The organism is Affinundibacterium baiyunense (assembly GCF_018139645.1).
Lineage (GTDB): Bacteria > Pseudomonadota > Gammaproteobacteria > Burkholderiales > Burkholderiaceae_D > Undibacterium > Undibacterium baiyunense.
This window is the reverse complement of sequence record NZ_JAGSPM010000003.1, coordinates 202,358-215,862: the sequence shown is the minus strand read 5'-3', so window position 1 is coordinate 215,862 and position 13,505 is coordinate 202,358. Positions and strand designations below refer to the sequence as shown.

At 44.6% G+C, this 13,505-nt stretch carries 11 protein-coding genes; 2 read left to right on the top strand and 9 right to left on the bottom strand.

All coding sequences use genetic code 11. The annotated features are described in order from the left end of the window. Window positions 1–70: 70 nt before the first annotated feature. The 6 genes from KDM92_RS06555 to KDM92_RS06530 all read right to left on the bottom strand — a co-directional run bounded on the left by KDM92_RS06555 (window position 71) and on the right by KDM92_RS06530 (window position 6,719). Window positions 71–1,411 (bottom strand): hypothetical protein, encoded by a 1,341-nt coding sequence (locus KDM92_RS06555; RefSeq protein ID WP_212683594.1) that lies wholly within the window; start codon window positions 1,409–1,411, stop codon window positions 71–73. Window positions 1,412–1,555: 144 nt separating this feature from the next. After that, complete coding sequence (locus tag KDM92_RS06550) at window positions 1,556–2,440, bottom strand: hypothetical protein (protein WP_230408209.1); 885 nt, start codon at window positions 2,438–2,440, stop codon at window positions 1,556–1,558. A gap of 422 nt (window positions 2,441–2,862) precedes the next feature. Next, a complete protein-coding gene (locus KDM92_RS06545; protein ID WP_212683592.1) occupies window positions 2,863–3,516 on the bottom strand; it encodes a glutathione S-transferase family protein in 654 nt (217 codons plus the stop codon). A 151-nt stretch (window positions 3,517–3,667) separates the two neighbouring features. Then, the gene (locus tag KDM92_RS06540) at window positions 3,668–4,603 is read right to left on the bottom strand and encodes a CE1 family esterase (RefSeq protein WP_230408208.1); all 936 of its coding nucleotides are present in this window, start codon (window positions 4,601–4,603) and stop codon (window positions 3,668–3,670) included. Between the two features lie 147 nt (window positions 4,604–4,750). Then, window positions 4,751–6,007 carry a sensor histidine kinase gene (locus KDM92_RS06535; RefSeq protein ID WP_212683591.1) on the bottom strand — a complete coding sequence of 419 codons (1,257 nt, stop codon included), beginning with the start codon at window positions 6,005–6,007 and terminating at the stop codon, window positions 4,751–4,753. 28 nt (window positions 6,008–6,035) lie between these two features. Further along, a complete protein-coding gene (locus KDM92_RS06530) occupies window positions 6,036–6,719 on the bottom strand; it encodes a response regulator transcription factor (RefSeq protein WP_212683590.1) in 684 nt (227 codons plus the stop codon). Between the two features lie 285 nt (window positions 6,720–7,004). On the opposite strand from KDM92_RS06530, the gene KDM92_RS06525 reads away from it, so the two are divergent. Beyond that, the gene (locus KDM92_RS06525) at window positions 7,005–8,717 is read left to right on the top strand and encodes a serine hydrolase (protein WP_212683589.1); all 1,713 of its coding nucleotides are present in this window, start codon (window positions 7,005–7,007) and stop codon (window positions 8,715–8,717) included. A 115-nt stretch (window positions 8,718–8,832) separates the two neighbouring features. On the opposite strand, the gene paeA is transcribed toward KDM92_RS06525, so the two are convergent. From paeA to KDM92_RS06510, 3 genes are all read right to left on the bottom strand, one after another. Next, on the bottom strand, window positions 8,833–10,149 hold the full coding sequence (gene paeA / locus KDM92_RS06520; RefSeq protein WP_212683588.1) for a polyamine export protein PaeA: 1,317 nt from the start codon (window positions 10,147–10,149) through the stop codon (window positions 8,833–8,835). Window positions 10,150–10,312: 163 nt separating this feature from the next. After that, window positions 10,313–10,729: a hypothetical protein gene (locus KDM92_RS06515; RefSeq protein ID WP_212683587.1), complete on the bottom strand. Its 417-nt coding sequence runs from the start codon at window positions 10,727–10,729 to the stop codon at window positions 10,313–10,315. A gap of 152 nt (window positions 10,730–10,881) precedes the next feature. Then, the gene (locus tag KDM92_RS06510; RefSeq protein WP_212683586.1) at window positions 10,882–12,213 is read right to left on the bottom strand and encodes a M28 family metallopeptidase; all 1,332 of its coding nucleotides are present in this window, start codon (window positions 12,211–12,213) and stop codon (window positions 10,882–10,884) included. Window positions 12,214–12,524: 311 nt separating this feature from the next. Between KDM92_RS06510 and KDM92_RS06505 the strand changes: the two genes are divergently transcribed. Beyond that, a complete protein-coding gene (locus KDM92_RS06505; RefSeq protein WP_212683585.1) occupies window positions 12,525–13,505 on the top strand; it encodes a sulfite exporter TauE/SafE family protein in 981 nt (326 codons plus the stop codon).

The following is a 13,505-nucleotide window of genomic DNA, read 5'->3' as shown; positions in this document are numbered from 1 at the left end:
GAACTACTTTTGTGCTAGTTCTGAGTTAGTTTTGAGCTAGTTCTGCTGGTGCTGCGCTTTTACTAGCGACTTATTTCGTAGTAGATCCCATGGTTGACGCCTGACGTTTTAAGCTGCAAGCACTCTGCGGAAATGCGCGCCGTGCTTGTTCAGGGTCGAATGCAATTAAGGCCGCTTTGGCTAACTCAACATCTTTACTAAATTCCTTCAAATGTCGTCGTCTTTCTTCGGTATCCGGTTCCGCATCGGAAAAGCCTTTTAGAGAGTAATTTTTTGTTTTATGCGCTACAGCCTCAATTCTTGGAATTAGAGAGCGATCAGGATCGACGTTTTCTTTAAGTAGATAGCCATCGATGTCGCGCAGACTCATTGGGAAGTTGGCTTCTTTATCGCGCAATAAATTTCCAGCTGCGCTTAGACGGATTTCTGTCCGACCTTGTGGCAGCAAATCATTAAAATTCAGCAGTGCGAATGCTTGGCCTTTTGCATCATCCAACCTCGCGTTGACGATGTAGCGACCAGCTTGTCTGACTTCAATAGGCAAATAAAATACTAATTGTCCATTTTCGATACCATCACGGATTTTTCCTGCCCAAGTTGCGGGAAGTTCTGGCGAATAGATGACGTCGAAAAAGAGGCGTCCGGTTTGACCGTTGACTGTGTATTCAATTTCGGTGCGTATGGTGCCGTGAAAGCCTGCCAGACTGGTGTTGGCAGGATGTAATAGAGCGCTGGCAATGCCATCATTCGCTTGCGCGTCACCATCACGACCATTGTCAGCGAAGGCCAATGGCAGCTGGCTGCTTGGACGATCAGAATTGAAGTTTAGTCCAGTCGAAAAAGCACGGGTAACAAATATCGGTAAGCTTTGTTGATTCGCATCCTTGGCTTGTACGCTAAAACTAACGCTCTCATTAGCCGCAAGATACACACGCGATTGACTAGAACTAACTTGAATTGTCGCATCGGTTTTCCCATCGCGTTTCCGCATAGGGTGTTGTTCTGTGATCGCTTGATTTGGATAAATCTGATCAGGATGTTCGTCGATAGGCCGTGAACCTAATGGATACTTACTGGCCTCGCGATAACTACACAAAGTATGGTCGACCTCTTCAAGTTGGCTGACTAATTTTTTTCTGAGTTCTTCGCGATCCGCGATGGCGATTGGCAATGTGTTTATGGATGTTGCGGCAACTTGTGCGGTTTTGACTGCTTTTTTTGTGGGCAAATTGTTAGCGGCTTGTGTTTGCTCAACGCGAAAGAAATTATTCCAAATTAAGTAGGTCAGCAGTACAGCGAATGCACTGATCAAGCTCAGTACTAGCTTTGAGTTGTACCAAGCTGGAGAGTTAGCTTGGACAGCAGGTGCATCTTTTTTCTTGTGGCCTGATTTCGATTGCGTTGGTTTCACTTGGACTGGACGGGTCTAATTGGTGTGTTGAACTTGAATTGCGTACGAATTGCCGACTAAATGACGGCGTATAGCTTTAAAACAGGATGCCAGCTTGAGTAGGCACGCATCCTGTTGATGTTGTAACTGAAATCGCTGAACTAGCTACAGCGCACTATTCACAACCGCCGTTCGCACGACGGAGATAATTCCTAGCCAGTTGCCGCTCGCATAGTGGTTGTATGTTTCGTTATCGTCGCGGAACACAACTGAGTGATAAGCCCATTTAGTTGAGCCGCCTTCATTTGCGGCGGTACCCATGGTCAAATCATTGCATAACCAATCACTAGGATTACACAACGAGCGTCCTGCACTACCTGCCACACCACCTGTACTGTGATAGGAGACGGCTTCATCATCTTGGCCAGGTAAGATGCCAGAATAAACGGTGCCTTTCGCTCCTGCATACATATAGAACCACACATTCGCAGTGCTATTGTGGTTATACATCGCACGTGCTGTCGTCGTCTTTAAGTCTTTGACCAAAGGTTCGCTTAGTGCCCATGAACCCGCATCGGATAACTCGGAGCCGCCGCCAGCACCAGATGCGGCACGCACCCATTTGATATTCCAACCAGTTTGTGCGGTACCGTCTGAATTGCTGCATTGACCGCTAGAATTAGCGACTGCATTTTTCTTCATACGGGATGAGCTGCCATAGTTTGCCAGCGTATAACCCATCATTAAGTCGCCCGCGCTATGGGTGGCGATGTAACACCAATTGTTTCCCGTGCAAAAGCAATCCAAGGCATCGCGGATTTTTCCATTCTGTGATGCGATGCTGTTATAACCATCCCAATTGACAGCCTTTTTATTAACACCAGCGGCGGTTGAAGCTGGTCCCCAATAAGTGAAGCTAGCGTAATTACCAATCACGCCACCACCGCCACGACCATTGACCCATAGTGTGTAATTTTCTGCGCTGGCGATATTGGCTAGTAAAGTACTGCCGAGTAAAAATAAAGAAATAAGTAAACGTTTAAACTTCATCATGCGACTCCCATTGAGACCAACCTGAATGAAAAACGAGAACACTAGGCGTATGCTTTGTTTTATCGCCTAGTGACAAGATGACCGCTTGATATTGTGGTGATGCGATCAGCGCCGCGTCGATTTGAATGCAAGTGGTCTGCTGCGGATTATCAAAATCACCGCATGCAGGGTCAATTTGCGATGCAACAAAAAAGCACGCCGAAAACAGCAACAATAGAATGGAAAATGACTAGCTTAGCTATGAGAGCTTGATGATTAGTCTCAATTAGAGATTTCTCTCTAAACGAATTGCAGGTCTTGAAAGTGTTGGAAATTTAGAACAAATCGAGTCAGTGATGCCGCTGAAATAATCGCTGCAAACTTAGAGTTGAGTAGGCAAAGAAGAGTGGAAAAAAGCAGCTTTCCACTCTTCTAAATAATTAATAGTAAGGTGCGCTAATACCTTCTTGTGCCAAGCTATCTTGAATAGAGCGGCGTTCGAACATGTTTTGTAAATAAGGCTTCAAGTGTGGATATTCGCGTGCTGGTTTGTTCATGCCACGCGTCCATCGACATAGCATGAATAAAAATAGATCCGCGCAACTGAGTTCATGACCCAGCAGATAATTGCCCGCTGTATTACTCAATTGGGTGTCGATATAACTCAGCATGGAAGCGACGCGTTGTTCGGCATGCGCCTTCACTTGCGCCGCGCCTGCTGCATCGTCGCTTAAACGCTCAGGATAGAAATAACTCAGTAATTCAGCCTGCAAGGTATTGGATAAATACAGCATCCATTGATAAAGCTGTGCTCGTTCCGCTGTACCAGGGGCAGGATTAAAATGCGCAGCTTGCTGAGCATCTGCATATTTTTCAATCAGGTACAAACAAATCGCTGCACTTTCGCTGAGATGAAGGTTGCCATCAACCATAAAAGGAATTTTGCCTTTAGGATTAAGCTGCAAGTAGGCCGCTTCTTGATGCTGTTGTTTTGCTGTATCAACTAGGATTAATTCATAAGCCAATCCTAATTCTTCTAATAAAAAATGCGGGGCGAGGCATGCTGTACCAGGGGAATAATAGAGCTGAATCATGTAATCATCTTTCTGGATATGAATCCTAAGTTGTTGGCAAAAACGCTAAGCGCTCATATTTTCGCATAATCCCATCCAGTATTTTTGCAGGCGCGGCTAAAACCGATTTTTGATCAGCTTTTGAATCAGCGCTTGAAACTGTGCATAACCGCTAGCGTCTGTGCTTCTGAAAGAATTGCCAGATGACTTCGTTTAAGTTGATGTCATTGGAAGTCTTACCGATAGGTAGGCCGATGTTGAAAGGATCTGCTCCCGCCCATGTATGGCCGCCTTGATGAATACTGACTAAACTAGTTTGAAAAGTTCCAGCCTTGCTTTCTAAGATGTCGACTTCGGTTCCATCATTCGGATCACGGTTGATGTATTGCTTGGTCTCTATTGATGTGTCTCGTGCTTTGCCAGTATTTTGTTGTATCCAATATTCATAGCTGGCGATTGCAGATAGATAGCCTTCTGCTTTGCCTGTATAGGCGACTACTTGATCTGCTGTTCCCATTGCGATCAAGATGCCGACCGGTTTTTTCTCACCTCGCGGCGTTTGATTTTTCTCGACAGGTATCGGCAAGCTAGCGCCAACAGAGGCAATTGCCGCGATTCGATGTGAGAGTTCGGCCGCTAAACGTTGCGCGAAGAAACCACCACGCGATAAGCCTGTGGCATAGATTCTCGAAGTATCAATTCGCAGATTCTTCTCTAACTGATTCAATAAACTATCGGTAAAACCTACATCGTCAGTCCCTTCGTGGTATGAAGTGTCAAAGCCCACATTCCAATCTTGTTTGCCGACATTCCCTAATCCTTGCGGATATACCACGATGAAATCAAACTGCTCAGCGGTTTTATTCATTTGTGTGTAGAGCATTTGTTCGCGCATGGTCATGCCGCCACCATGAAAATTTAAAACTAATGGGTATTTTTTATCAGGATTATTGGCATACGACACTGGTGTATAGACGATGTAACGTCGTTTCTCCTCTTTGTGTGTTAATCCTTTTTCCTGCGCACTGACAGCAGTCGATGCGAGCGATAAACCTGTGATTAAACTGATAGTTAGTATTGCACGTAACATTAGTTGAAGTGATTTCATACATTTCCTTTACCTAGATTGAGTAAGTTAATGCATAGCGCAAAATTCAGCTGCTCATAGGTTTTTGCAGCCGATTATTGCCATACATAGTCAACTAAGTGTAGGGAAATGCGAGTGAAATTTAGGTGAAATTATCGAGCTAATTTTTTAGCTGATTGAGTTAAAACCAACGCGCGCCTCGAAGTAGTTTGTACTTTGTTGGAACTCGATAGACCACTCAAGTGCTTGTGCAATACGTGTCAGTAAATTTTTGCCGTGAGTAAAGCCACTGGTCTGCGTGGGCGAAGAAGAGTGAATTGTATTGGCAATCACTAACTGATCTGCATCGATGTGAATACGAATCAAAACCTGTTGACCACCATGAAATAAGGCATTGTTGAGCAGGTTGTTGAATAACAATGTAAGTAGTGTTGGGTTTGCCATGACGAAGATATTTTTCTCAAACATCGCATCATCAAATTCGAGGCTGAACTGTCGTTGATGGGCTTGTGCAGTTTTTTCTAGATTCAAAATCGCATGTTCTAAATGCGCTTGTAAGTTAGTTTGTTCCAATGCAAGATTTTCTGCGCGCGCCAGTGCTAATAATATCGTCAAAGTCTGATCGATTTCGGCCATGGATGCGCTAAGTAATTGGCGATCATCCTGGCTCCAGTTTGCCTTGCTATCAGTTTGTAATAAGTTTTTAATGATGGTAACCGGCGTTCTTAGCTCGTGGCTGACATCGCGAGTGAACAAACTTTCTCGTTGCAAGGCGGCTTGTAATGACTGCAAATTTTGGCTTAGGGTTTGCGCTAAAAATCCAATTTCATCGACGCGCTGCAATGCGGTAAATTTGCCTTGATGTTGATTATTGATGCCATCTTTGATTTCTTCATTCAATTGTACAAGCGGTGCCGCGATATGTTTTGCCAAACGATATGCCAATAGCAAAGCACCAGCCAGCATGAAAATCGCAACAAATATCATGAAATCAGCCAAGTTTTTTGATAAATTGCCGACCACCAAAAACGGGCTTACTTCCGCAACAAGGTAGGGACCTTGGCTATCTTTACTTAAACGCATCATGTGAAAGTGCGTTTGTTCATGCGTAAAGACTTCTGCTCGCATTTTATTGCGTTGATTCGCTTCTTGTACTTCGGATTTTAATGGTTCAGCTAATTGCTCTAGCGAGGGAACCAAGCGCATAAAGGCGATACTCGGCTGTTTCCAAGTTGCGGTATTTGTGTAGTGTTCTTGTAGATGCTTCGCTTCGTGATTCAAGATGCTTTCAAGTACAGTATCTTCCGTGACATAAGCAATCAAGACCGCGACGCCGGTATAACTCACACACAAAAAAAGTGTAAAGCTAGCGAGGGCGACGAACAATTGTCGTTTGATACTAGTGTTGAGTTTTGCGAATATCATTCGGTGCTTTGTTGATCTGTTGGCTTGATTAAATTGGCGTAATCAATTGATAGCCAAGATTATGTACAGTGCGTACCAGATCGTGTCCAGCAGCACTTTCGAGTTGCTTGCGTAAGCTGTAGATATGGGATTTCAAGGCGTCACTTTGAGGTGGATCGTCGCCCCAGATTTCATGCAAGATGTGCGAGCGACTGACTGCATCTGGATATTTTTGCGCTAGTAGTAGCAGAATCTTAAAACCAACTTGAGTTAGTGCAAGGCTTTGACCTGCATAATCTGCGTGCATGTCGCGTACCAATAATCGTAAGCTGCCAATCTGAATTTCCTGTTTTAGATGTAATTGCTGACGACGACTTAATGCTTCACAACGTAAAGCCACTTCCCGAAAATCAAATGGCTTGCTTAAGTAATCATCGGCACCCATTGAAAAACCACGCGCCTTATCTTCAAATGCATCACGTGCGGTCAACATTAATATGGGGACATTGCTAGGTGCTTGCGCTTTTATTTGTTGGCACACTTGAAAACCATCAATATCTGGCAAATTCAGATCGAGTAACACAACATCGAAATGTTCTTTGCTGGCGAGTTGTACAGCGAGCTTGCCTTCACTCGCAAAATCTACCTGCCACTGCAAGCCAGATAGAAAATCACCTAGTTGCTTGGCGATATGTGGATTATCTTCAACGATTAATAGCTTGAGTGGTTTCAAAGGGAATCAGATATTGGTAAAAGTGGTGGGGTAACCACGGTGATATAGAAAAGCTCATTGCATTCAAGAGAAATTCGCTTTTTTATTCTAATCCAATTACTAACTTTGATTGGTAATTTTTGTTGACTACTCAGAGAAGGCGATTGATGCCGGAATTTTTGCGTTTTGTCGTAATGCTTGAGAAAATAAAATCGAAGCTGTTTAAGATGAAGATCTTGTGTTAAACCACTAGAATATATTTCATAAGCTATTTTTAGAATGAGTAATTACGTAAAGGTAAACATCATGTCGAGAACCACTATCTTGGCTTTAACGCCGATTGCATTTGCTAGTTTTTTACTGCTACAAGCGCCAATCAGTCAGGCGCAGAATCTTAATAGGCTGAGCCAGTCTGAGGCTGGCACAGCGCCAAGCATGCAGCAACTCGATCAAATCGCAAAAGGCTACTACAAAGCGGATCAACCAGGAGCGACGGTAATCGTCATCAAAGACGGCAAAATTTTGCTGCGTAAAGCCTATGGTTTAGCTAATCTGAGTACTAAGGAGGCCTTGCAAGCGGATCATGTGATGCGCTTGGGGTCGATTACCAAACAATTTACCGCCGTCGCGATTTTGCAGTTAATCGAAGCGGGAAAAATAGCTTTGAATGACCCAGTAAGCAAATTTTTTCCTGATTATCCTGCCAGCGGAAAACTGGTCACGATCGAGCATTTGTTGACCCATACCTCCGGCATTCCAAGTTACACCGGCAAGCCTGGATTTATGGCGAAATCGATGACCGACATTAGCGTCAGCGAGATGGTCGATAGCTTTAAAAATGATGCATTGGAATTTGAACCCGGAACTGCCTACAAATACAATAATTCCGGCTACTTCTTACTTGGTGCCATCATAGAAAAAGTCAGTGGTGAAACTTATGCGAATTATGTTGCTAAGCATATTTTTACGCCTCTGGGCATGAATAACACCGCACACGAAGGTCATGAACGTAGTCAGCAAGCGCGTGCGCAAGGCTATTCTCAGCTTGGCGATGTATTTGATTCAAGTATGAAGATCAGCATGACGCAGCCATATGCTGCTGGCTCTATCGCTTCTACGGTGGATGATTTGGCGAAATGGGATGCGGCAATTACAGCGGGAAAATTATTAAAAGCGGATAGCTGGCAACGCGCATTTACTTCTTATAAATTGAAGAACGGACAAGACACCAACTATGCTTATGGTTGGGGCGTAGGGCAATTTGAAGGCCAAACTATGCTCTCGCATGGAGGCGGTATACCCGGGTTTTCGACTTATGCTTTGCGTTTACCGAAAGACAAAGTGTTCGTCGCCGTGTTACATAATGCCGATCGTGGATTGCCGCAACCAGAAATGATTGCGACACGCATGGCGTCCGCTGCGATTGGCAAGCCGATTCCAGAATTTAAGGCGATCAGTGTCGATGAAAAAATCTTAGATCAATACGTCGGTGTGTATAAGATTGATGATAAAAATCGTCGCTTCGTTACGCGTGAAGGCAATAAATTGGTGATGACCCGCACTGATGGTCCGCGTACTGAATTGCAAGCTTATACACAGAATGCTTTCTTTAAAGATCAAAACTCATTACTGCGCGTTGAATTTAATCGTCAAGCGAATGGCGAAGTGAATGAAGCAGTGGTTTATCAAAACGGCGGTTCAGTAGCGCATCCCAAATTAAAAGAGGTACTGCCGCAGGCGCCCAAAGTGGTCGAGATGACGGCTGAGCAGTTTGCGGTATTTGAAGGTGATTATCAGATACAAGCTAACTTTATTTTGAATGTGCGACGTGAAGGAAATCGCTTCATTACACAAGCAACAGGGCAAGGTCCAGTCGGTATTGTCGCCATCGGCGCTGATACGTTTAGCGCGGCAGAAGTTGGTGCGCAATTGAAATTTGAAAAAGATGCGGATGGCAAAGTGACGCAATTAATTTTGAATCAAGGTGGTCGCGCGATTCCTGCCAAGAAAATTAAATAAGCGTCGTATTGATGTTTGAAAATCCCCTGTTCCGTTTTGGGCGTCCATGGGACAGGGAATTTTTATAGATTGGATCGCAGATGGAGTAACTAGATTTCTAAGCGGTAAAAGCCGCTTAGGATTTATTTTGACTTGCTTCGTTAGGAGGTTTTTTTACGACCAATAATTGATCAATCCGGAATTGATCAATATCGACTACTTCAAATTTATAATCCCCAACCATGACAAAGTCGGTGCGCTTAGGAATTTTTCTCAGCATAGTCATCATGAAGCCGGCGATGGTTTCGTAATTGCCACTCTCCGGTAAGTCGTCTATATCGAGGGCGCGGCATACATCTTCTATCGTGGTTGCGCCATCGATTAACCAAGATTGATCATCGCGACGTACGATTTGATCTTCTAAATAAGGATGCACCATGCCATCCATTAAAGTGCTTAAAACATCGTTTAAGGTAATGATGCCGACTACTAGCGCATATTCATTTAAGATCACCGCAAAGTCTTCTCGTGTAGCTTTGAATTGCTCCAACATTTCCGATAAAGTCAGTGAATCGGGTACCACTAAAGCGGTGCGCAGCGACAACTCCTGCACCTTAGAGAAGGCTTGATTGGTCAAGATGCGTTTGAGGATGTCTTTAGATTCGACATAGCCAACGACTTTATCAATTTGCCCGTCACAGACTAGGAACTTGGTGTGAGGATGTTCGGCGATTTTTTGTCGTATGCTTTCTTCATTATCTTGCAAGCTCAAATAGACGATGCTATCGCGTTGAGACATTGCAGAGGGAACAGTGCGACTCTCAAGTTCAAACACATTACCTATCATATCGTGTTCGCGGGTTTGTAAAATGCCAGCCTCGGCGCCTGCATTGACGACTGCATGGATCTCGTCAGAGGTGATTTGATCATCACGTTCGGTCGGTAAATTAAAGCTTGTAAAAATCAAATTCGATAAGCCATTGAATATCCACACCAAAGGTTTGAATAATTTAACGCACAACATCATAGGTGCGACAACAAACATCGCTACGCTTTCGGGCGCAACCATCGCCAGCTTTTTCGGCATCAGATCGGCAAGCAAAATAAAGACTGAAGTAACGAAGATGAATGAACTCAAAAAACTCAAAGTATCAATCCAGCTCGCATCGCCAAACAGAGATTGAAATAGTTTAGCGAAGTAGGGCGTTAAGGATTGTTCGCCTAAAATACCACCCAAAATCGCAATCGCATTTAGCGCGATTTGTACTACTGTAAAAAAATGTCCGGGTTCTTGCTGCAGCGCTAATACTTTGCTGGCGCGCAAATCGCCATCGGCTTCTAAAATTTGTAGTTTGACTTTACGCGCTGCGGCGAGCGCGATTTCTGACATAGAGAAAAAGCCACTGATCGCTACCAGTAGCAAGATAACCAAGAGATGATCAAATAATGCCATGTTGCCTCCATTAATGATGGTAAACATCATAGCCGAGCTTAGGGCAAAACTGGAAATACTTCTGTGCGGCTTGGGGTGGCTCTTATTGGCTTAGTATTGGGCTAGTGTTGGCTTAGCTCAGGTTTAGCTTAGGCCGGAGCGAGAAAGTAGGCTGATACAGAATTTAGACAGAAGATTTGCCATGCTGAATGATGGCTTGTTCCGCCCAATGTTTGGCACTGTCAAAATCGTTAAAGAAATGCTGCAAGCCAATCCGATGATAAGTCGTTTTAAGTAAATCTTTGCCATCGACATTATCAGCTGCGACGATGACGTTTTCTATGCAGTGCAGTTGACTACGGCTATATTGTATCGCGCGTGCGATGCGATCAATTGCGTCGGCAGGACACAAGATGGATTCATGCACTATGGTGATGGCTATGTATGGATGTTCAGCAGAAAATTGACTAGCGAGCGGCAAGGCTTGCGCGGCCCAGTACTCGATAAGCTCGCGATTCCAAGGCCCAGTCAATTCTGTGATGAGAAGTTGCCCTTCGATCCAAACTCGAAACTTACCGTGCGGGCGAAAAATAGCATTCATGCAAATCCTAAGCGCTGGTTCTAAGTGACCCAGCGCGATGATTAGTGTTTTATTGTAAATACTAGAATTGTAAGTCCAAAAGTTTGAATCCCCCCTTCGTCAAAAGATAAATTTGGTTAAATCGTCGACGTTTACTGGTTCAAATAAGCCGATTACTTTTTGTCGCTGCTCGATTTTGCGACAGCTTTGGCACCAGACAAGATTGCCACAGCCGACAAAGTTGTCTGTGCGGCATTTAAGCCTAACAAAAAGTCTTTGTCTGAATATGTTGAGTACACATCGCTGGGTTGGTGCCAGTTCGGATTCCAGCCTGCGCCGATATGCATACCGCGCTCATTTTCACGCAAAGAGATCGCAGGGACTAAATCCATAAACGGCACCGAATCGGTGTTGGTCATATGAAAGCCAACAGCCGCTGGATAGTTGGTCGCATATTTATCATTCGCGGCGCGGAAGAACCATGCCAATTTCGCTGCGCCTTCTGCTTGTTTTGCCGTCGATTGAAATTCGATATTGACGTCTGCTTCCGCTCTTTGCTCTTTTGGCGAAACGTAGATTGGTTTGCCATCTGCGCCCAATACTGGCTTACCATGTTCATCTAATTTTTCGATTGGCATACCATGATCCCACAGCATCATATCGTGCTGTATCATGCCCAGCCATTTTGGCTCGGGATATTTACCCGAGCCTTTTGGTGATTCAATACCTTGCAAATCTTTACGTTGCGCGACATAGGCATAAGCACCATTTAAGCCACTTTCTTCATTATTCCAAAAAACAAAGCGTATTGATTTGTCGGTTTCAATTCCCGGTGCACTGAATATTCGAGCGAGCTCCATCACCAAGGCGGTTCCAGATCCATTGTCATTGGCAGCTTCGCCGAAGCCGATGCCATCAAAGTGCGCGCCGACGATATACATTTCGTCAGGATTGGTTTTGCCTATTTTGGTGCAGTACACATTCTCACGTTGCGAAGTACCGATCGGAGTTTGTTCTGCATTTAAGGCACGTAATTTTTCATTTGGCTGCAGTAGCGGGTCAGTATTGACCCCAGTTTTTGCACGTTTGCCAAACAGGGTGCTACCACCTTGTCCTGGTGCGCCGCCCAAGCCACCGCTAGGAATCACATTGCGGCGAGGTGCAGGAGTAGCGCCCGGTGTAGCGGGTGGTGCTTGTGTATAGTCAAATTGCATGCGCTCGGTGTTAGTGCAGCCATAGGATTTGAGTTGGGCTTCTATCCAATCCAAAGCACGACGATTGCGTTCTGTGCCCTGACGACGATCACCAAATTCGGTTAATGATTTGATCGTTGCCTTGTATTTTTCTAATTCCAATTGCCGCACCATCGTCACTACAAAATCATCTTGTTTGAGCGGGCTGCCTTGCAAAATCTCCAGCGATTGTGCTTGTGCAAAGCCGATCGAACTAGCGCCGCATAAAGCACTAACCAAGGTAGAGCAGATTAATTTTTGCGGAAAGTGCATGAAAGTCTCCTATGTTTGGCTTGTGTGATTGTTATTTTCTGTTTTTGGCGAAAGTGGATGCTGATCGCTAGACTTTGATTAGTGATTTCATTGAAAGTTCGCTGAAAGTTGGCCGAAAATTCGACACAACCAGTGTAAAACCCATCCGAATCACTCTGCAATATTTTTAGTGGTAGACAAAGCGCTACGGTTCTATTTAATTGCAGCGATACAGAACTTTTGCATAAGCAAATAGTTATTCTATTGTTTTGAATTTGAGTTGATTTAGTTATCATCGCCGCTTCTGAATGAAATCCAGCCCCTAAGCCAATATGAAAATCCGTCATATCGATCTTGATGATAGAAGCATCAATCCAGAGCACGAAGCACTGGCATTGCCTCCTATCGAATACGAAGTGACGCATGCGCATGAGCATCCGATTTTGCGGATATTGAGTTATGCAGTGGTAGCGATCTTGCTCGGCTTAGTTGTGTATTTGGTGTTTCGCTTGTTCTTCGGCGGTAATCAACAAACCGGCATGGCGCTGATAACGCAAACCTTATACGATCCTTTGTTTTGGAGTGCCGTTGGTGTTGGGTTCTTAGCACAAGTGATTGATGGCGCATTGGGTATGGCTTACGGTATTACTTCAAGTAGCTTTTTGCTCGCGGCAGGTGCGCCACCGGCGTTAGCGAGCGGCGCAACGCACTTGGCCGAGGTCTTCACGACAGGCGTGTCGGGTGTAGCGCATTTAAAAATGGGTAACGTGAATAAGAAATTATTCTTTGGCTTACTCGTGCCGGGCATCATCGGCGCGCTGGTTGGTACTTATATTTTGAGTAGTATTGATGGTAAAGCGCTCAAGCCCTATATCAGTTTGTATCTTCTATTGATGGGCGTTTACGTTATTAGTAAAGCCTTTCGTCAAATCAAAGCCAAGTCGGATATCAATACAAAAAAGGTCGTTCCACTCGCATTCTTTGGCGGATTAATGGATACCACAGGCGGTGGTGGTTGGGGACCAATCGTGACAACCTCATTGGTTGGTTCAGGACAAGACCCACGTACCACGATTGGTACGGTCAATTTTGCCGAGTTCTTTTTAACCATCGTGGTCGCGGCATCGTTCTTTTCTATCTTGGATCACACAGTATGGATCTTAGTCGCGGGTTTAGCCTTGGGTGGCTTAGTGGCTGCGCCGTTTGCCGCATTTGTTACCAAGCACTTAAAACCAAAGACTTTGTTGATCTTGGTCGGTAGCTTAATCAGCTTGGTCAGCGTGTTTAATTTGTATCAGGCTTTGATAAAATAG

Bases quoted from the DNA above. Each gene is read 5' to 3' on its own strand.
- KDM92_RS06550 (WP_230408209.1), bottom strand. From the start codon at position 2,440: ATGAAGTTTAAACGTTTACTTATTTCTTTATTTTTACTCGGCAGTACT.
- KDM92_RS06545 (WP_212683592.1), bottom strand. From the start codon at position 3,516: ATGATTCAGCTCTATTATTCCCCTGGTACAGCATGCCTCGCCCCGCAT.
- KDM92_RS06540 (WP_230408208.1), bottom strand. From the start codon at position 4,603: ATGAAATCACTTCAACTAATGTTACGTGCAATACTAACTATCAGTTTA.
- KDM92_RS06535 (WP_212683591.1), bottom strand. From the start codon at position 6,007: ATGATATTCGCAAAACTCAACACTAGTATCAAACGACAATTGTTCGTC.
- KDM92_RS06525 (WP_212683589.1), top strand. From the start codon at position 7,005: ATGTCGAGAACCACTATCTTGGCTTTAACGCCGATTGCATTTGCTAGT.
- paeA (WP_212683588.1), bottom strand. From the start codon at position 10,149: ATGGCATTATTTGATCATCTCTTGGTTATCTTGCTACTGGTAGCGATC.
- KDM92_RS06515 (WP_212683587.1), bottom strand. From the start codon at position 10,729: ATGAATGCTATTTTTCGCCCGCACGGTAAGTTTCGAGTTTGGATCGAA.
- KDM92_RS06510 (WP_212683586.1), bottom strand. From the start codon at position 12,213: ATGCACTTTCCGCAAAAATTAATCTGCTCTACCTTGGTTAGTGCTTTA.
- KDM92_RS06505 (WP_212683585.1), top strand. From the start codon at position 12,525: ATGAAAATCCGTCATATCGATCTTGATGATAGAAGCATCAATCCAGAG.